The sequence below is a fragment of the Pseudomonas knackmussii B13 genome, from assembly GCF_000689415.1.
Classification (GTDB): domain Bacteria; phylum Pseudomonadota; class Gammaproteobacteria; order Pseudomonadales; family Pseudomonadaceae; genus Pseudomonas; species Pseudomonas knackmussii.
This window is the reverse complement of sequence record NZ_HG322950.1, coordinates 420,203-436,433: the sequence shown is the minus strand read 5'-3', so window position 1 is coordinate 436,433 and position 16,231 is coordinate 420,203. Positions and strand designations below refer to the sequence as shown.

Here is a 16,231-nt window from a genome sequence, read left to right as displayed (position 1 = left end):
TCACGGACCTGGGGAACGCCATGAAACCGATCAAGCACCTCTACCTGCACTTCATCGACGGCCAGCGCCTGGCGCTGCGCTTCCCGCAACAGGCCGAAGACCCCGTGGAAGTGGCGCGGGGCATTCGCAAGCAACTGGAATCGCCCTGCCTGAGCATCGAGGTGGACGGCGATCTGCTGCTGATCCCGCGCAGCAGCATCAAGTACCTGCAGATCACTCCGGCGCCGCTGAGCCTGCCGGACATCACCGTGGTCGGCGCCGAACTGATCGACTGAGCCCGAACGCCTCTCTGCGTCATCCCCGCGAACGCGGGGACCCAGCGGATTCGCATCGGCGTCACTGGATTCTCGCGTTCGCGGGAACGACGGGGATAAGTCAATCCGCGCAGGGCACGGTCGCTCGCGGTTGCACGCCGCCACACCGGAAGTCTCTTGTAGGAGCGAGCTTGCTCGCGAACCCGCCTGACGCAAAAGCGTTCGCGAGCGAGCTCCTACGAACAGCAGCGTCAGTTGCCGTCGCGGCGCAGCGCTTGCGGGGTGAAGTCGCGCGGGTTCAGGTTTGCTCGGAAGTCGTACATCGGCTCGTTGTTGTCCAGGCCGTCGACGAAGTACCGGTGCCCTTCGAAGTCGTACAGCGCTTCCACGGTGCTCGAGACCATGGGCACGTCGTAGTAGTTGACCGGGTGCACTTCCTGGGCGCGGATCAGCTTGCCCTGGGCGTCGTAGAGATCACTGGCGAGGATCTGCCAGCTGTCTTCGTCGAGGTAGAAGCGGCGCTTGGCGAAGGGATGGCTGTAACCGGTGCGCAGGCTCGCCTCGACCACCCAGACGCGGTGCGGCTCGTAGCGCAGCAGCTCGGGATTGAGGGTCTTCGCGCCCAGGATGCGCTCATACGGCAGGCCCTTCTGGTGCACCTGGTAGCTGTTGTACGGCACCAGCATTTCGCGCTTGCCGATCAGCTTCCACTCGTAGCGATCCGGCGCGCCGTTGTAGACGTCCACCGTATCCGCAGTCGCCAGGCCGTAGGTGTCCGGCTGAGCGCTCTCGTAGGCCAGGCTGGGCAGGCGGCGCACGCGGCGGTCGCCGCGGTTGAAGCGCCAGGCGCGGCGGGTGGCCAGGACCTGGTCGATGGTTTCCTGCACCAGCAGCGCCGAGCCGGCCAGCTTGGACGGCGCCACCACCGTGTACCTGTAGAAGAACAGGGTGTTGTTCAGGTCCTGCGGGCTCATGCCTTCGCGGCCGTAGACGAAGTAGGCGTCGCGTTCCATCTTCAGCAGGTTGTAGCTGCCGCTGGCGAGCACCGCGGCCTGGTTGGTCACCATGTGCAGCTGCTCACCGCGGTAGCGCGTGATGTGGTTCCAGATGACTTCCAGGCCATTCTGCGGAATGGGGAACGGCGTGCCGGCAGCGGCCCCCTGGATGCCATTGCCGTCGGCGATCAGCTCGGCATGTTCGGCATTGAAGCGCGTGGCGTCATAGATCCGCTGGGGCAGCGACGCGCTGCGACGACTGGGGAACACCCGCAGGTAGAAGTCCGGGTTCTCCTGCAGCAATGCCTGGGTGCCGGGCGTCAGCAGGTCGCGGTATTGCGCCAGGTTCTGCGCGTTGACGCGATACGCCTCCTTGTCGGCGGCGAAGGGATCGAGGTGGTGCATGCCAGGCGTGTAGCCCGCCGGCGGCGCGGTGATCCCGCCGGTCCAGGGCGGAATGCTGCCCGAGGCGTTTCCGGCCCTTTCCCCACCCAGCGGCGTCAGCTCCTGGCCCAGGCGCGCGGCCTGGGTTGCGTCGACCTTGGCCTGCGCGGCAGTGGCGCAGGCGGCAGCCAGCAGCAGTATGGCAACTTTGTTCAGCACAGCAGTCTCCTTTGCGGCGGGCGTCCGTCCCGTCGCTGTTATTGTCGTGGCGGCTCAAGGCCGCTGGTTTCGAGATTCAGCTTGCGAGGTGAGGTGGCCATCCTGGCCGCCGGGTGGTCCCGGTCTGGTCTTTCTTCCATGAAAAAGGCCTGCGCGGGCAGGCCTTTCGGGTCTTGCGGAAATCAGTCGACGCGCTGGAACTTCAGGTCCCACACGCCGTGCCCGAGGCGCTCGCCGCGGCGCTCGAACTTGGTCACCGGGCGCTCTTCCGGGCGCGGCACGTAGGTGTTGTCCGGCGACAGGTTGCGATAGCCGGGAGCTGCGTTCATCACTTCGAGCATGTGCTCGGCGTATTGCTCCCAGTCGGTGGCCATGTGCAGGACGCCGCCGATCTTCAGCTTGCTGCGCACCAGCTCCGCCCAGGCCGGCTGGACGATGCGGCGCTTGTGGTGGCGCGCCTTGTGCCACGGGTCGGGGAAGAACAGCAGCACGCGGTCGAGGCTGGCGTCGGCCACGCAATCGCGCAGCACTTCCAGGGCGTCGCAGCTGTAGACGCGGATGTTGGTCAGGTCCTGCGTCAGCATGCCGTTGAGCAGCGCGCCGACGCCAGGGCGATGCACCTCGACGCCGATGAAGTCCTGCTCCGGCGCAGCAGCGGCCATCTCCAGGGTGGCGTGGCCCATGCCGAAGCCGATCTCGAAGGTGCGCGGCGCCGAGCGGCCGAACACCTGGTCGAAGTCACGCAGGCCGTCGGCCAGTTCCAGGCCAAAACGCGGCCAGCCCTGGTCGAGGCCGCGTTGCTGGCCCTCGGTCATGCGTCCGGCGCGCATCACGAAGCTCTTGATGGTGCGCAGCGGGCGGTCAGTGGCCTGCTCGGCCTGGGGCTGTTGGCTATCGCTCATGTTCGGACCTTGGAAAAACGTCGGCAGTGAAAGTGAAGACGGGCCGGCTCGACGAGGCGAACCGGCCCGCTGCGGGCGCCAGGCCGGGATCAGCCGATCAGGCCGCTCATCGGCGAGGAGGCGCTGGCGTACAGTTTGCGCGGCATGCGCCCGGCCAGGTAGGCCAGGCGACCGGCGACGATGGCGTGCTTCATCGCCTCGGCCATCATCACCGGGTTCTGCGCGTGGGCAATGGCGGTGTTCATCAGCACGGCCTCGCAGCCCAGCTCCATGGCGATGGTCGCGTCGGAAGCGGTACCCACGCCGGCATCGACCAGCACCGGAACGGTCGCTTCTTCGAGGATGATGCGCAGGTTGTAGGGGTTGCAGATGCCCAGGCCGGAACCGATCAGGCCGGCCAGCGGCATCACCGCGATACAACCCATCTCGGCCAGTTGGCGGGCGATGATCGGGTCGTCGCTGGTGTACACCATGACGTCGAAGCCGTCCTTGACCAGCACTTCGGCGGCCTTGAGGGTTTCCACGACGTTGGGGAACAGGGTCTTCTGGTCGGCCAGCACTTCCAGCTTGACCAGGTTGTGGCCGTCCAGCAGTTCACGAGCCAGGCGGCAGGTACGCACCGCCTCGATGGCGTCGTAGCAGCCGGCCGTGTTCGGCAGGATGGTGTAGCGATCCGGCGGGATCACGTCGAGCAGGTTCGGCTCGTCGGGGTTCTGGCCGATGTTGGTGCGGCGCACCGCCACGGTGACGATCTCCGCGCCCGACGCCTCGATGGCGCGGCGGGTCTCGTCGAGATCCTTGTACTTGCCGGTGCCCACCAGCAGGCGCGACGCATAGGTGCGTCCAGCCAGGGTGAAGGGCTTGTCGACCGGCAGGGTGGAAGAGGCTTGGCTCATCGGATCGTTCCTCAGCAAAAGCGGGTGGGGCGGGGCCTGATTCTTCGGGGCGACGGCCTAGCCGCCGCCGATGGCATGCACCACTTCGACCTGGTCACCGTCCTTGAGGGCGGTGGCGGCGTGCTGGCTGCGCGGCACTATGTCCAGGTTGAGTTCGACCGCGACGCGGCGTCCGACCAGCTCCAGGCGTTCGAGCAGGTGGGCGACGTTCTGGCCGTCGGGCAGCTCGTAGGGTTCACCGTTCAACTGGATTCGCATGGCAGAGGACCGTCGCGGTTCGAGGGGGTCGGCATTCTAGCCCGATCGCCGGCATTGACCAAGGCGCCCGCTGTGCGCCCGGTACTAAATCTGACGTTCGGGTCAGGCCGTCAGTCGCCACGCGGCCAGGCCCAGGCACAGCCAACCGCCGAGGAAGCAGAGCCCACCGATCGGGGTGATTGCGCCCAGCACCGGCGTGGCCGTCAAGGTGAGCAGGTAGAGGCTGCCGGAGAAGACCAGGATCCCGGCGACGAACAGCCAGCCCGAAGCGGCGATCAGCCGGCCGCTGAGCTGGGTCGAGAGCAGTGCCACGCCGAACAGCGCCAGGGCGTGGAGCATCTGGTAGTGCACGCCGGTCTGGAAGATCGCCAGGTAGTCGGCGCTCAGGCGATTCTTCAGGCCGTGAGCGGCGAAGGCGCCGAGGCCCACTCCGGTGAAACCGAAGAAGGCAGCGAACAGCAGGAAAGTACGCAACATGAGCAAACTCCCAGGAAGGTCGAGCCCGTTATAATGACCGGCACTATTGCCCGGGCATAGATCAGGGTCTGTTAACGTATCGACGCGACCGCGACGGAGCCATCTTTTGCGCGGGGCAAGGCACGAGGAGAGTGGTTTGGTCATTCCAAATGAACGACGAGTAACGCAGCACCGCGCAAAAAATGGCCTGTCCCTTCGGGTTGCGCGGCAAATGGCGCCATGCGTCGTTGCGGGACTTGAAAAGGGGGGCGCCATTCCCTGCGTCCCGCGCCTAACCTGGCGCCATTTGTCGCAGCAACGCGGCTCGCGGCGAAACGTCAACAGACCCTGACATGCGCATCCTGCTCCGCCGCCTGTTCAAGTTCACCCTCTGGTTCGTCGCCGCCAGCGTCGTCGTGGTCGTTGTGCTGCGCTGGGTGCCGCCGCCGGGGAGCATGCTGATGCTCGAACGCAAGGTGCAGTCCTGGTTCAACGGCCAGCCCATCGATGTGCAGCACGACTGGCAGAGCTGGGACGATATCTCCGACAACCTGAAGATCGCGGTGATCGCCGGCGAGGACCAGAAGTTCGCCGAGCACCATGGCTTCGACATGCCCGCCATCGAGCAGGCACTGGCGCACAACGAGCGCGGCAAGAGCGTGCGCGGCGCCAGCACCATCAGCCAGCAGACGGCCAAGAACCTGTTCCTCTGGCCCGGCCGCAGCTGGCTGCGCAAGGGGCTGGAAGCCTGGTTCACCGTGCTGCTGGAAACCTTCTGGCCGAAGGAGCGAATCCTCGAGGTCTACCTCAACAGCGCGGAATGGGACAACGGCGTGTTCGGTGCCCAGGCCGCCGCACGTCATCACTTCGGTGTCGATGCGGGCAGGCTTTCCGCGCAGCAGGCCGCGCAGCTCGCCGCCGTTCTACCCAACCCACGCAAGTGGAGCGCCGCCCGCCCCAGCCCCTACGTGCGCCAGCGCGCGGCCTGGATCAACCGGCAGATGTGGCAGCTCGGCGGCCACGACTACCTGGAGCGCCTGCGCTGAGCCTCAGTGCGATAGGGCTTCGCGCGGGACGACCTGCAGCCACAGCAGCTCGCCATTGCGGTGCATCAGCGTGAGGCCGCGCTCAGGGTAGATCCACGCCTCGCCGTGGGGCGTCTGCAGGCGCAGACGTGGCGGCCCGAAGCTAGCTACCAACCGGCCGACGCTGAGAGGCCCCTGCGGCGCCAGTAGCACCGAGGCCACCGCCTGGCCCTGCAACTGATGCAGCATGTCTTCGCTCAACGGCTGGTCGCTGTTCGCCGCAGCATCGCCGGTCGCCTTGCGCAGGCTGGCGCGTTCGGCATCGCTGAGCGCAAGCTCGGCCTCCATGCGCCAGGCGCCGTCGGGGGTGTCGAGGGTCGCGCGGTAGTTCAGCCGGGGCCCGTCACTGTCGCCGCTCAGCCACAGCTCACCGGCCTGCCAGGTATTGAGCTGGCCGAGGGTGAGCTGGTCGTCGGCCTGGGGCGCGAAGACTTCGCGTTGCCAACCTTCCAGCCAGGCTGGCGGCGGCAGCGGTGCGTGCGAACGCGATACCCACAGGCCGGCAGCGAAAGCCAGTGCAGCGAAGGCCAGCAGGATCAAGCCATGGGCGGGACGTAGGCGGGGCATGCGCTCTCCGGGAAATGACGGGCAGAAAAAAGCCGCACCCCGAGGGGTGCGGCTTTCAGTCTAGCGGTGCAGCGGGCGGTCAGGCCTCGATGCGCCCCTTGAGCTTGTTCATCGCGTTCTTTTCCAGCTGACGGATGCGCTCGGCAGACACGTTGTACTTGGCCGCCAGGTCATGCAGGGTCGCCTTCTCCTCGGCCAGCCAACGCTGGTAGAGGATGTCGCGGCTGCGTTCGTCCAGGCCTTCCAGCGCTTCGTGCAGGCTGGCGGTGGAGCTGTCGCTCCAGTCCGCTTCCTCCAACTGGCGTGCCGGGTCGTAGCGATGGTCTTCCAGGTAGTGTGCCGGCGACTGGTAGGCGCTTTCGTCGTCGGCGTCGGCCGCCGGGTCGAAGGCCATGTCCTGTCCGCTCAGGCGACTTTCCATCTCGCGCACTTCCCGGGCTTCGACGCCCAGGCTCTCGGCCACGCGCTCGACTTCGTCATTGCTCAGCCAGGCCAGACGCTTCTTCTGGCTGCGCAGGTTGAAGAACAGCTTGCGCTGCGCCTTGGTGGTCGCGACTTTCACGATCCGCCAGTTGCGCAGGATGAACTCGTGGATTTCCGCCTTGATCCAATGCACGGCAAAGGACACCAGGCGAACACCCATTTCCGGGTTGAAACGCTTCACGGCCTTCATCAGGCCGACGTTGCCTTCCTGGATCAGATCGGCCTGGGCCAGGCCGTAGCCCGAATAACTCCGGGCGATGTGCACCACGAAACGCAGGTGAGCGAGCACCATTTGCCGTGCCGCCTCAAGGTCTTGCTGGTAGAAGAGGCGTTCGGCCAGCTCGCGCTCCTGCTCCGGCGACAACAGCGGGATGCTGTTCACAGAGTGCACGTAGGATTCCAGGTTTGCACCGGGAACCAGGGCATAAACAGGTTGCAGGGAATTGGTCATGCGAATCCTCCGATTCACGAAACTCGCGCAGTGTAGCACTGGGCGATCTGACTGCAAGCGGGTGTAAAAGTTCCTTTACACCCCACTGCCGCCACCAGGAATTCAGATAGTTTTCAGCGAGGAGCGAGCTCCCGCAGGTGCCGCGCGACAGCCAGCCAGGCGCCGATCCAGCCCAGCAGCACCGCACCAATGGTCAGCGAAAGACCATCGCCCAGCGGCACGCCGGCCAGCGCGAAATCGCTGCCATAGAGGCCGGCGAGATTGACCACCGAGGCGTTCAGCCAGTCCAGGCCGAACTCCAGCAGCGCCCAGGACAACACGCCCGCGCCCAGGCCGTAGAGCGCGCCCATATAAAGGAAGGGGCGACGTACATAGCCGTCGGTCCCGCCGACCAGCTTGATCACCTCGATCTCGTTGCGACGGTTCTCGATGTGCAGACGAATGGTATTGCCGATCACCAGCAGCAAGGTCAGCACCAGCAGCACGGTCAGGCCGAAGACGAAGCGGTCGCCGAGCTTGAGGATGGCCGACAGCCGCTCGACCCAGACCAGGTCCAGTTGAGCTTGTTGTACACCCGGCAGCTCGGACAGGCGTTGACGCAGGGCATCGAGCTGATTCTTGTCGATCTGCTTGGGCGTTACCGAGATCACCGCCGGCAGCGGGTTGTCCGGCAGCTCCTTGAGCGCCTCGCCCAGACCCGATTGCTCCTGCAGCTCCTTGAGCGCCTCGTCGCTGCTGATCAGTTGCGCCTCGATCACGTCGGGCATGCGCTCGATCTGTTCGCGCAGCTCCTGGCCCTGGTTCTCCGTGGCCTTGATGTCGAGGTACAGGGAAATCTGCGCCGCGCGCTGCCAGGAGCCGCCAAGGCGCTCGACGTTGCCCAGCAGCAGCGACAGGCCCATGGGCAGGCTCAGGGTGATGCCCATCACCAGGCAGGTGAAGAAGCTGCCGAAGGGATGGCTGATCATCCGCTTGAGGCTGTCCACCAGGCTCGCCCGGTGGCTTTCCGCGTAGGCGTTGAACAGCTGGCCCCAGTCGCTGGATTCCTTCTCCACGCGCTCGCGGCCCTTCTTCGCCTGGGTGCCCTCTTCCGGGCCGTGCGGCAGTTGTTCGCTGGCGCTCATCAGGCCTCCTCCTCGCGATCGGCGATGATCCGCCCGCGCTGCAGGGTGATCATGCGGTGGCGCATGCGCGCAATCAGCGCCAGGTCGTGGCTGGCGATCAGCACCGTGGTACCGAGACGGTTGATGTCCTCGAACACCCCCATGATCTCGGAAGCCAGGCGCGGGTCGAGGTTGCCGGTGGGTTCGTCGGCGAGCAGCAGGGCCGGGCGGTGCACCACCGCGCGGGCGATGCCGACGCGTTGTTGCTGGCCGGTGGAGAGGTCGGACGGCAAGTCCTGGGCCTTCTCCTTGAGGCTGACCCGGTCCAGCGCTGCTTCGACCCGACGGGCAATCTCCGCCTTGGGCAGGCCGAGGATCTGCATCGGCAGCGCCACGTTCTCGAACACCGTGCGGTCGTTGAGCAGTTGGTGGTTCTGGAAGACCACGCCGATCTGCCGGCGCAGGAAGGGAATCTGCGCGGTGGAGATGCGCGAGACGTCCTGCCCGCCGAGCAGCAGCTTGCCGGAGGTCGGCCGCTCCATCGCCAGGATCAGTCGCAGCAGCGTGCTCTTGCCGGCGCCGGAGTGGCCGGTGACGAAGAGAATCTCGCCGCGGTGTGCGCGGAACGAGATCTCGTGCAAGCCGACATGGCCATTGGCGTAGCGTTTGCCGACCTGCTCGAAGCGAATCATGCGATCTCCCGGGTCTCGAACAATGCTCGTACGAAGGCGTCGGCCTCGAAGGTGCGCAGATCGTCGATGCCTTCGCCGACGCCGATGTAGCGGATCGGCAGGCCGAACTGTTTGGCCAGGGCGAAGATCACCCCGCCCTTGGCGGTGCCGTCCAGTTTGGTCAGGGCCAGGCCGGTGAGGGCCACGGCGTTGTTGAACTGCTTGGCCTGGTTGATGGCGTTCTGCCCGGTGCCGGCGTCCAGCACCAGCAGGACCTCGTGGGGAGCCGTCTCGTCCAGCTTGCCGATCACCCGGCGCACTTTCTTCAGCTCTTCCATCAGGTTGTCTTTGGTGTGCAGACGGCCGGCGGTGTCGGCGATCAGCACGTCGATGCCACGGGCCTTGGCCGCCTGCACCGCGTCGAAGATCACCGAGGCCGAGTCCGCGCCGGTGTGCTGGGCGATCACCGCGATGTTGTTGCGCTCGCCCCACACTTGCAGCTGTTCCACCGCCGCGGCGCGGAAGGTGTCGCCGGCGGCGAGCATGACCTTCTTGCCTTCGAGCTGCAGCTTCTTCGCCAGCTTGCCGATGGTGGTGGTCTTGCCCACGCCGTTCACACCGACGACCAGGATCACGTAGGGCTGCTTGCCGGACTCGATGGCCAGCGGCTGCTCCACCGGACGCAGCAGGCCTGCCAGCTCTTCCTGCAGGGCCTTGTACAGCGCCTCGCTGTCGGCCAGTTCCTTGCGCGCCACGCGCTTGGTCAGGTTCTGCACGATGGTGGTTGTCGCCTCGACGCCGACGTCGGCGGTCAGCAGGCGAGTCTCGATCTCATCGAGTAGGTCGTCGTCGATGGCCTTCTTGCCGAGGAACAGGCTGGCCATGCCTTCGCCGATGCTGGCGCTGGTCTTCGACAGGCCCTGTTTCAGGCGGGCAAAGAAGCCGACCTTGGCCGGTTCCGCGGGAGCTGCCGGCTTCTCGGCAACGACGGGCGCTGCCTCGACGACCGGAGCCGGAGCCGGGACAGGCTCGACAACCGGAGCAACCGGAGCAGCGACTTCGGCGACTATCGGCGCGCTTGGCAAGGGAGCCGGCTCGACGATCGGTGCATGTGCAGCGGCAACCGGCTCGGGCTGTGCAATGGGCGCGGGGGCGATGGTCGGTTGCACTACCGGTTCGACCGGCTGCACTGGCGCTACCGACGGCCGCGCTTCGACCACAGGCGCGGACTGGACAGCAGGCGCTGGCTCGGTGGGGGCGGCGGGAATGTGTTCCTGCTGTGCGGGCTCAACCGGCGCGACGGGCGCTTGTTCCGGCTGCGCGGGAGCCGCCTCGGCGGACTCGGCAGGCGTTACGGATTCGGCCTCGTTGGGTTTCTTGCGAAACCAGCTGAACAGACCTTTCTTCTCCCCGCCCTGCGGGGCCTTCTTGTCGTCGTTGGAACCAAACATGAATGGCTTGCATCTCAAGGGAGCGGCACGGGACGTGGCCGCCCGGAAAACGGATGGGTATCCTAGCATCTCCTCGCCCGCCGGGGTTAGGCGGCTGCCGGACAGTCGCCCCCGGACCCTTCGGGCCATCAGACAGGATCTGTCGATCATGAAAAATCCCGCACGCCGCGCGCTCGGCCTGCTCTGCGGCGGCCTCTGCCTGCCCCTCTTCGCGCTGGCCGCCGAGCCGCAACCGACCCACGAGTACGTACTGGACAACGGACTGAAGCTGGTGGTTCGCGAAGACCATCGCGCCCCGGTGGTGGTCTCCCAGCTCTGGTACAAGGTCGGCTCCAGCTACGAGACGCCCGGCCTGACCGGCCTGTCCCACGCCCTCGAACACATGATGTTCAAGGGGAGCAGCAAGCTCGGCCCGGGCGAGGCCTCGCGCGTGCTGCGCGACCTCGGCGCCGAGGAGAACGCCTTCACCACCGACGACTACACCGCCTATTACCAGGTCCTGGCCAAGGATCGCCTGCCGGTCGCCTTCGAGCTGGAAGCCGACCGCATGGCACACCTGACGCTGCCGGCCGACCAGTTCAAGAGCGAGATCGAGGTCATCAAGGAAGAACGCCGCCTGCGCACCGAGGACAAGCCCAGCGCCCTCGCCTTCGAGCGTTTCCAGGCCGCCGCCTACCTGTCCAGCGGCTACCACACCCCGACCATCGGCTGGATGGCCGACCTGCAGCGCATGAACATCGACGACCTGCGCGCCTGGTACAAGGCCTGGTACGCCCCGAACAACGCCACCCTGGTGGTGGTCGGCGACGTCCAGCCCGAAGAGGTCAAGGCCCTCGCCCAGCGCTGGTTCGGCGATATCCCGCGACGCGCCCTGCCCTCGGCTCGCAAGCCGCTGGAGATCGCCGAACCCGGCGAGCGCCGCCTGACCCTGCATGTGCGCACGCAGTTGCCCAGCCTGATCATGGGCTTCAACGTGCCGTCCCTGGGCAGCAGCGAGAAGCCGCGCGAAGTCCACGCCCTGCGCCTGATCGCGGCCCTGCTCGACGGCGGCTATAGCGCGCGCCTGTCCGAGCGCCTGGAGCGTGGCTCGGAGCTGGTGGCCGGTTCCTCTGCCTCCTACGATGCCTTCGCTCGCGGCGACAGCCTGTTCATCCTCAGCGCCACGCCCAACGTGCAGAAGGGCAAGACCCTCGACGAGGTGGAAAAGGCGCTCTGGCAGCAGCTCGACGAACTCAAGACCACCCCGCCCAGCCAGGCGGAACTGGAGCGCGTGCGCGCCCAGATGATCGCCGGCCTGGTGTTCGAGCGCGATTCCATCGCCGCCCAGGCCAGCAGCATCGGCCAGTTGGAAAGCGTCGGCCTGCCCTGGCGCATGGCCGACGAGGACCTCGAGGCGATCCGTCAGGTCACCGCCGAAGACATCCGCAACGCCGCCCGCACCTACTTCACCCGCACCCGCCTGACCCAGGCCCAGGTGCTGCCGCAAGCCGAAAGCGACAAGGAGAACAGCGATGAGTGAACGAAACGGCCTGCGCTACGGCCTGCTCGGCCTGATCGTGCTGCTCCTGGTCGCCGGACTGGCGTTCTGCGTCAGCCGCACCGCCGGCGGCAACACCCCGGCCATCGCACCGCAACCCGCCAGCGCCGCACCGACCGGCCTGCAGTCGCTGGCCGAAGCGGCCGGCAAGCAGCCCGGCCACCGCAAGCTGGACATCCAGCGTTGGACCACCGCCGAGGGCGCTCGCGTGCTCTTCGTCGAGGCTCATGAACTGCCGATGTTCGACCTGCGCCTGATCTTCGCCGCCGGCAGCAGCCAGGACGGCGATGCTTCGGGCCTGGCCATGCTGACCAACGCCATGCTCAACGAAGGTGTGCCGGGCAAGGACACCAGCGCCATCGCCGCCGGCTTCGAGGACCTGGGCGCCGACTTCAGCAACGGCTCCTACCGCGACATGGCCCTGGCCGGCCTGCGCAGCCTCAGCGAGAAGGACAAGCGCGACGCCGCCCTGAAACTGTTCGACCAGGTGATTGGCCAGCCGACCTTCCCCGAAGAGGCGCTGACCCGCATCAAGAACCAGGTGCTCGCCGGCTTCGAATACCAGAAGCAGAACCCCGGCAAGCTGGCCGCCCTCGCGCTGTTCAAGCAGCTCTATGGCGACCACCCCTACGCACGCTCCAGCGACGGCGACGAGCACTCGGTGCCGAAGATCACCACCGCCCAGCTGCGCGCCTTCCACCAGAAGGCCTACGCCGCCGGCAACAGCGTGATCGCGCTGGTCGGCGACCTCAGCCGCGCCGAGGCCGAGGCCATCGCCGCCCAGGTATCGGCCTCGCTGCCCAAGGGTCCGGCACTGCCGCCGACGGTCGCGCCGCAAGTGCCCAAGGCGGGCGTCACCCACATCGAGTTCCCGTCCAAGCAGACCCACCTGCTGCTGGCCCAACTCGGCATCACCCGCAATGACCCAGACTACGCCGCGCTCTACCTGGGCAACCAGATCCTCGGCGGTGGCGGCTTCGGCACCCGTCTGATGGACCAGGTGCGCGAGAAGCGCGGGCTGACCTACGGCGTCTCTTCCGGCTTCACCGGCATGCAGGCGCGCGGGCCGTTCAGCATCGCCCTGCAGACCCGCGCCGAGCTCAGCGAAGGCACGCTCAAGCTGGTCCAGGACATCGTCCGCGATTACCTCAAGAGCGGCCCGACGCAGAAGGAACTGGACGACGCCAAGCGCGAGCTGGCCGGCAGCTTCCCGCTGTCCACCGCGAGCAACGGCGACATAGTCGCGCAGCTGGGCGCCATCGGCTTCTACGACCTGCCGTCCGACTACCTGGAAACCTTCCTCACCCAGGTCCAAGGGCTGAGCGTCGAGCAGGTCAAGGCGGCCATGCAGCGCCACCTCGACCCGGACGCCTTCGTCATCGTCACTGCCGGCCCGACAGTGCCGCAGAAGCCCCTGCCGCCCCCCACCGACAAACCGGCCGAACAGCCCCTCGGCGTACCGGAGCACTGATGAACAGAAGACCCAAGGCTCCCGCCCAAGCCAACGGCCGCCAGCACGGCGGCCAGGGCCAGCTGCGCATCATCGGCGGCGAATGGCGCAGCCGGCGCTTCGCCTTCCCCGAGGGGCCGGGCCTGCGCCCGACGCCGGACCGCGTGCGCGAAACCCTGTTCAACTGGCTGGCGGCCTACGTGCCGGGCGCCCGCGTGCTCGACCCCTTCGCCGGCAGCGGTGCGCTGTTCCTCGAAGCACTGTCGCGCGGCGCCGCCAGCGGCCTGGCCCTGGACCTGAACCGCGAAGCCGTGGCCGCCCTGCGCGGCCACCTGGCCACCCTCAAGTGCGACTTCGGCGACGTGCAGCTGCAGGACGCCCTCGCCTACCTGGCCAAGCCGGCCACGGCGCCGGTGGACCTGGTGTTCCTCGACCCACCGTTCCACCAGGACCTGCTGCAGAACGCCTGCCGCCTGCTCGAGGAAAACGGCTGGCTGGCGGACAACGCCTGGATCTACACCGAGAGCGAAAGCGTCCCGTCCAGCCTCGGCCTGCCCGGCAACTGGCGCCTGCACCGCGAGAAGCAGGCGGGCAACGTGCACTACGCCCTCTGGCAACGACAGAACCCCTGATCGGCGGCGATATCGGCAAGCCTTGCATAGACTTGCCGCATCCCTTCACGCCACATCGACCATGCAGACATCCAGCCTTCCCTTCGAACCGGCCTGGTGGCTCCCCGGCCCGCACCTGCAGACGCTGTACGGTTCCCTGCTGCGCAAGGGCCCCGCGCTGCAGCGTGAGCGCGAACGGCTGTGGCTGGAGGACGGCGATTTCATCGATCTCGACTGGCATGGCCCACACAATGCGCGCACGCCGCTGGTGCTGGCCGTCCACGGTCTCACTGGTTCGTCCGACTCGCACTACATACGCGGCCTGCAGCAAGCCGTGCAGGGGCTCGGCTGGACCAGCGTGGCGCTGAACTGGCGCGGCTGCTCGGGCGAGCCGAATCACCTGGCGCGCGGCTACCACTCGGGGGTCAGCGAGGACCTGGCGGCGGTCATCGAGCACCTGCGCGCCAAGCGGCCACTGGCACCGCTCTACGCCGTGGGTTACTCGCTGGGCGGCAACGTGCTGCTCAAGTACCTCGGCGAGCGCGGGGCGGACAGCCCATTGCGCGGTGCAGTCGCAGTGTCGGTGCCGTTCCGTCTGGACCGCTGCGCCGACCGCATCGGCATCGGCTTCTCGCGCGTCTACCAGGCGCACTTCATGCGCGAGCTGACGTCCTACGTCCGCACTAAACAGCGCGCATTCGCCGAGCGCGGTTCAGTGGAGAACCTGGCCGCGCTGGAACGCCTCGGCCCGCTCGACGGCATGCGCACCTTCTGGGACTTCGACGGCCGGGTCACCGCGCCGCTGCACGGCTTCGCCGACGCCCACGACTACTACCGGCGCGCATCGAGCCGCTACTACCTGGGCGGTATCCACACGCCGACGCTGATCATCCACTCCAGCGACGACCCCTTCATCGACGCCGGCAGCATCCCGGCGGTGGCGGAGCTGTCATCCAGCACCGAACTGCAACTGCTCGAACGCGGCGGCCACGTTGGCTTCATCGGCGGCACGCCAGCGCGCCCCGACTATTACCTGGAAAGACGCATCCCCGCCTGGCTGCTGGCGCTGCACGGCAGCGGCGGCTGACGATGCCTTGACCAATGTCAGGCCGGTTCGGCGGCATTGGGTCCAGGCTGGAACAAAAGGAGGCGAATCATGAGCGATGCCGTCTTCCACATCCTGCGCGATCCACTGCTGGACGAGGCCCAGTGCGCCGACCTGATCGCGCTCTACCGCGCCATCGGCTGGGGCCACCCGGCCAGCCTCGGCGAGCTGCGCGATCTCTTCGCACTATCCGACTACGTGCTCCTGGCGCAGGAAGGCGAACACGTGGTCGGCATGCTCCGCGCCGAGCAGGAGAACGCCCAGACCACCTGGCTCGCCGAGCTGGCCGTGTTGCCCGGGCGCCAGGCCCAAGGGATCGGCCGGACGCTGTTGCGGCGCTTCATCGACGACCACCCGCGCACCCGCCTGTACACGGACGCCACCGATGGGGTCGAGGGTTTCTTCCGCCGTCACGGCCTGGAATTGCGCAAGCCACTGGTGCCGGGGCCGCGTAAAACCTAGGTGGGAGTTACGTGCCGATATCGCTCAGCGGCACGTAGAGACGCTCGGCGAGCTGCTCGACGGCCGCCCGCGACGACTCGACGAGGTAGCCGCTCTCCAGCGCCAGCACCTGGTAGATGCCGCGCCGCAGCAGTTCCTCACTGAGATCGCCAGCGACTTCGCGAGTAGTGCACAGGTAGCGCACCCAGGAGGTAAGGACGATCCAGGCGTTGAGGGCCAGCGCCTCCAGCTGGATCTCGTCCATCTTCATGATCCCGGCATCGACGAAGCCGCGGTAGACCGCCTTGGCGTTTAGCAGTGCGCGACGGGCGAACGCGCGATAGGCCGCCGCCAGATCGGGGTCGCTTTCCAGCAGGTGTTCGAGATCGCGGTGCAGGAAGCGGTAACGCCACATCGCCGCCAGCAGCGCTTCGAAGTAGTGGGCCTTGTCCGCCACCGTCAGGGTTCGATCTTCCGGCACTTTCAGGAAGCTATCGACCAGCGCTTCGTATTCGGCGAACAGCTCCGCGATGATCATCTGCTTGTTGCGGAAGTGGTAGTACAGGTTGCCCGGCGACATGCCCAGGTGCGCGGCGATGTGGTTGGTGGTCACGCTGCGTTCGCCCTGGGCGTTGAACAGCGCCAGGCTCTCTTGGACGATGCGGTCGCGGGTCTTGATGCGGGGAGCCATGCGGTACTCGGGTTCACGGTTGCGGCGAGGGCAAAGGTACACGCTTTGCTACCCCGGATGCAGCCGGCGTAACACCCGGCGGCGGGCGCCAGCATTTGGATGGGTGGGCCGAAATGACGGGGCGCGGCATGCTATTTGACACTTTAGAGCAATTGCTCTAAAAATCCAGCGACAAGCACAACGCGAAGCGTCCGCCCCTGCGGAGCGCTTCCCCAGCCGGT

The 16,231-nt window shown here is 66.9% G+C and carries 18 protein-coding genes; 7 read left to right on the top strand and 11 right to left on the bottom strand.

The annotated features are described in order from the left end of the window. Window positions 1-20 precede the first annotated feature (20 nt). On the top strand, window positions 21-275 hold the full coding sequence (locus tag PKB_RS01990) for a hypothetical protein (protein WP_043248590.1): 255 nt from the start codon (window positions 21-23) through the stop codon (window positions 273-275). A 230-nt stretch (window positions 276-505) separates the two neighbouring features. On the opposite strand, the gene PKB_RS01985 is transcribed toward PKB_RS01990, so the two are convergent. The 5 genes from PKB_RS01985 to PKB_RS01965 all read right to left on the bottom strand — a co-directional run bounded on the left by PKB_RS01985 (window position 506) and on the right by PKB_RS01965 (window position 4,385). After that, on the bottom strand, window positions 506-1,852 hold the full coding sequence (locus PKB_RS01985; RefSeq protein WP_043248589.1) for a DUF1329 domain-containing protein: 1,347 nt from the start codon (window positions 1,850-1,852) through the stop codon (window positions 506-508). A gap of 182 nt (window positions 1,853-2,034) precedes the next feature. Then, window positions 2,035-2,706 (bottom strand): tRNA (guanosine(46)-N7)-methyltransferase TrmB, encoded by a 672-nt coding sequence (gene trmB, locus PKB_RS01980; RefSeq protein WP_236658391.1) that lies wholly within the window; start codon window positions 2,704-2,706, stop codon window positions 2,035-2,037. Between the two features lie 137 nt (window positions 2,707-2,843). Next, complete coding sequence (locus tag PKB_RS01975; RefSeq protein WP_043248586.1) at window positions 2,844-3,650, bottom strand: thiazole synthase; 807 nt, start codon at window positions 3,648-3,650, stop codon at window positions 2,844-2,846. Between the two features lie 57 nt (window positions 3,651-3,707). Further along, window positions 3,708-3,908, bottom strand: a complete 201-nt coding sequence (gene thiS, locus PKB_RS01970) for a sulfur carrier protein ThiS (RefSeq protein ID WP_043248584.1) — start codon at window positions 3,906-3,908, stop codon at window positions 3,708-3,710. A gap of 102 nt (window positions 3,909-4,010) precedes the next feature. Continuing rightward, window positions 4,011-4,385, bottom strand: coding sequence for a DUF423 domain-containing protein (locus tag PKB_RS01965; protein ID WP_043248582.1), 375 nt, complete (start codon window positions 4,383-4,385; stop codon window positions 4,011-4,013). A gap of 332 nt (window positions 4,386-4,717) precedes the next feature. Here PKB_RS01965 and mtgA point away from each other — a divergent pair, with 332 nt between their 5' ends. Then, entirely contained in the window at window positions 4,718-5,410 is a 693-nt protein-coding gene (gene mtgA / locus PKB_RS01960; RefSeq protein WP_043248581.1) for a monofunctional biosynthetic peptidoglycan transglycosylase, read from the top strand. 3 nt (window positions 5,411-5,413) lie between these two features. Here mtgA and PKB_RS01955 read toward each other — a convergent pair whose 3' ends face one another. From PKB_RS01955 to ftsY, 5 genes are all read right to left on the bottom strand, one after another. Next, window positions 5,414-6,016 carry a hypothetical protein gene (locus PKB_RS01955; RefSeq protein WP_043248580.1) on the bottom strand — a complete coding sequence of 201 codons (603 nt, stop codon included), beginning with the start codon at window positions 6,014-6,016 and terminating at the stop codon, window positions 5,414-5,416. Window positions 6,017-6,095: 79 nt separating this feature from the next. Further along, a complete protein-coding gene (gene rpoH, locus PKB_RS01950) occupies window positions 6,096-6,950 on the bottom strand; it encodes an RNA polymerase sigma factor RpoH (protein WP_043248579.1) in 855 nt (284 codons plus the stop codon). 113 nt (window positions 6,951-7,063) lie between these two features. Continuing rightward, window positions 7,064-8,074: a permease-like cell division protein FtsX gene (gene ftsX, locus PKB_RS01945; RefSeq protein ID WP_043248577.1), complete on the bottom strand. Its 1,011-nt coding sequence runs from the start codon at window positions 8,072-8,074 to the stop codon at window positions 7,064-7,066. Further along, a complete protein-coding gene (gene ftsE / locus PKB_RS01940) occupies window positions 8,074-8,745 on the bottom strand; it encodes a cell division ATP-binding protein FtsE (RefSeq protein ID WP_043248575.1) in 672 nt (223 codons plus the stop codon). Before ftsE ends, ftsX begins: the two co-directional genes overlap by 1 nt. Further along, window positions 8,742-10,175, bottom strand: a complete 1,434-nt coding sequence (gene ftsY, locus PKB_RS01935) for a signal recognition particle-docking protein FtsY (protein WP_043248574.1) — start codon at window positions 10,173-10,175, stop codon at window positions 8,742-8,744. Before ftsY ends, ftsE begins: the two co-directional genes overlap by 4 nt. A 148-nt stretch (window positions 10,176-10,323) precedes the next feature. Between ftsY and PKB_RS01930 the strand changes: the two genes are divergently transcribed. The 5 genes from PKB_RS01930 to PKB_RS01910 all read left to right on the top strand — a co-directional run bounded on the left by PKB_RS01930 (window position 10,324) and on the right by PKB_RS01910 (window position 15,340). Beyond that, window positions 10,324-11,694, top strand: a complete 1,371-nt coding sequence (locus tag PKB_RS01930) for a M16 family metallopeptidase (RefSeq protein ID WP_043248572.1) — start codon at window positions 10,324-10,326, stop codon at window positions 11,692-11,694. Further along, the gene (locus PKB_RS01925; protein WP_043248571.1) at window positions 11,687-13,183 is read left to right on the top strand and encodes a M16 family metallopeptidase; all 1,497 of its coding nucleotides are present in this window, start codon (window positions 11,687-11,689) and stop codon (window positions 13,181-13,183) included. Before PKB_RS01930 ends, PKB_RS01925 begins: the two co-directional genes overlap by 8 nt. After that, entirely contained in the window at window positions 13,183-13,794 is a 612-nt protein-coding gene (gene rsmD, locus PKB_RS01920; RefSeq protein ID WP_043248570.1) for a 16S rRNA (guanine(966)-N(2))-methyltransferase RsmD, read from the top strand. Before PKB_RS01925 ends, rsmD begins: the two co-directional genes overlap by 1 nt. Before the next feature lie 61 nt (window positions 13,795-13,855). After that, entirely contained in the window at window positions 13,856-14,860 is a 1,005-nt protein-coding gene (locus PKB_RS01915; protein ID WP_043248568.1) for a hydrolase, read from the top strand. Window positions 14,861-14,929: 69 nt separating this feature from the next. Then, window positions 14,930-15,340, top strand: coding sequence for a GNAT family N-acetyltransferase (locus PKB_RS01910; RefSeq protein ID WP_043248566.1), 411 nt, complete (start codon window positions 14,930-14,932; stop codon window positions 15,338-15,340). A gap of 7 nt (window positions 15,341-15,347) precedes the next feature. On the opposite strand, the gene PKB_RS01905 is transcribed toward PKB_RS01910, so the two are convergent. After that, window positions 15,348-16,010: a TetR/AcrR family transcriptional regulator gene (locus PKB_RS01905; RefSeq protein WP_043248564.1), complete on the bottom strand. Its 663-nt coding sequence runs from the start codon at window positions 16,008-16,010 to the stop codon at window positions 15,348-15,350. Window positions 16,011-16,231: the final 221 nt, after the last annotated feature.

Coding starts and splice junctions, on each gene's coding strand:
- ftsX (WP_043248577.1), bottom strand. CDS start 8,074: ATGAGCGCCAGCGAACAACTGCCGCACGGCCCGGAAGAGGGCACCCAG.
- PKB_RS01955 (WP_043248580.1), bottom strand. CDS start 6,016: ATGCCCCGCCTACGTCCCGCCCATGGCTTGATCCTGCTGGCCTTCGCT.
- PKB_RS01975 (WP_043248586.1), bottom strand. CDS start 3,650: ATGAGCCAAGCCTCTTCCACCCTGCCGGTCGACAAGCCCTTCACCCTG.
- ftsE (WP_043248575.1), bottom strand. CDS start 8,745: ATGATTCGCTTCGAGCAGGTCGGCAAACGCTACGCCAATGGCCATGTC.
- PKB_RS01905 (WP_043248564.1), bottom strand. CDS start 16,010: ATGGCTCCCCGCATCAAGACCCGCGACCGCATCGTCCAAGAGAGCCTG.
- rsmD (WP_043248570.1), top strand. CDS start 13,183: ATGAACAGAAGACCCAAGGCTCCCGCCCAAGCCAACGGCCGCCAGCAC.
- mtgA (WP_043248581.1), top strand. CDS start 4,718: ATGCGCATCCTGCTCCGCCGCCTGTTCAAGTTCACCCTCTGGTTCGTC.
- PKB_RS01930 (WP_043248572.1), top strand. CDS start 10,324: ATGAAAAATCCCGCACGCCGCGCGCTCGGCCTGCTCTGCGGCGGCCTC.
- PKB_RS01915 (WP_043248568.1), top strand. CDS start 13,856: ATGCAGACATCCAGCCTTCCCTTCGAACCGGCCTGGTGGCTCCCCGGC.
- thiS (WP_043248584.1), bottom strand. CDS start 3,908: ATGCGAATCCAGTTGAACGGTGAACCCTACGAGCTGCCCGACGGCCAG.
- PKB_RS01990 (WP_043248590.1), top strand. CDS start 21: ATGAAACCGATCAAGCACCTCTACCTGCACTTCATCGACGGCCAGCGC.
- PKB_RS01925 (WP_043248571.1), top strand. CDS start 11,687: ATGAGTGAACGAAACGGCCTGCGCTACGGCCTGCTCGGCCTGATCGTG.
- rpoH (WP_043248579.1), bottom strand. CDS start 6,950: ATGACCAATTCCCTGCAACCTGTTTATGCCCTGGTTCCCGGTGCAAAC.
- PKB_RS01910 (WP_043248566.1), top strand. CDS start 14,930: ATGAGCGATGCCGTCTTCCACATCCTGCGCGATCCACTGCTGGACGAG.
- ftsY (WP_043248574.1), bottom strand. CDS start 10,175: ATGTTTGGTTCCAACGACGACAAGAAGGCCCCGCAGGGCGGGGAGAAG.
- PKB_RS01965 (WP_043248582.1), bottom strand. CDS start 4,385: ATGTTGCGTACTTTCCTGCTGTTCGCTGCCTTCTTCGGTTTCACCGGA.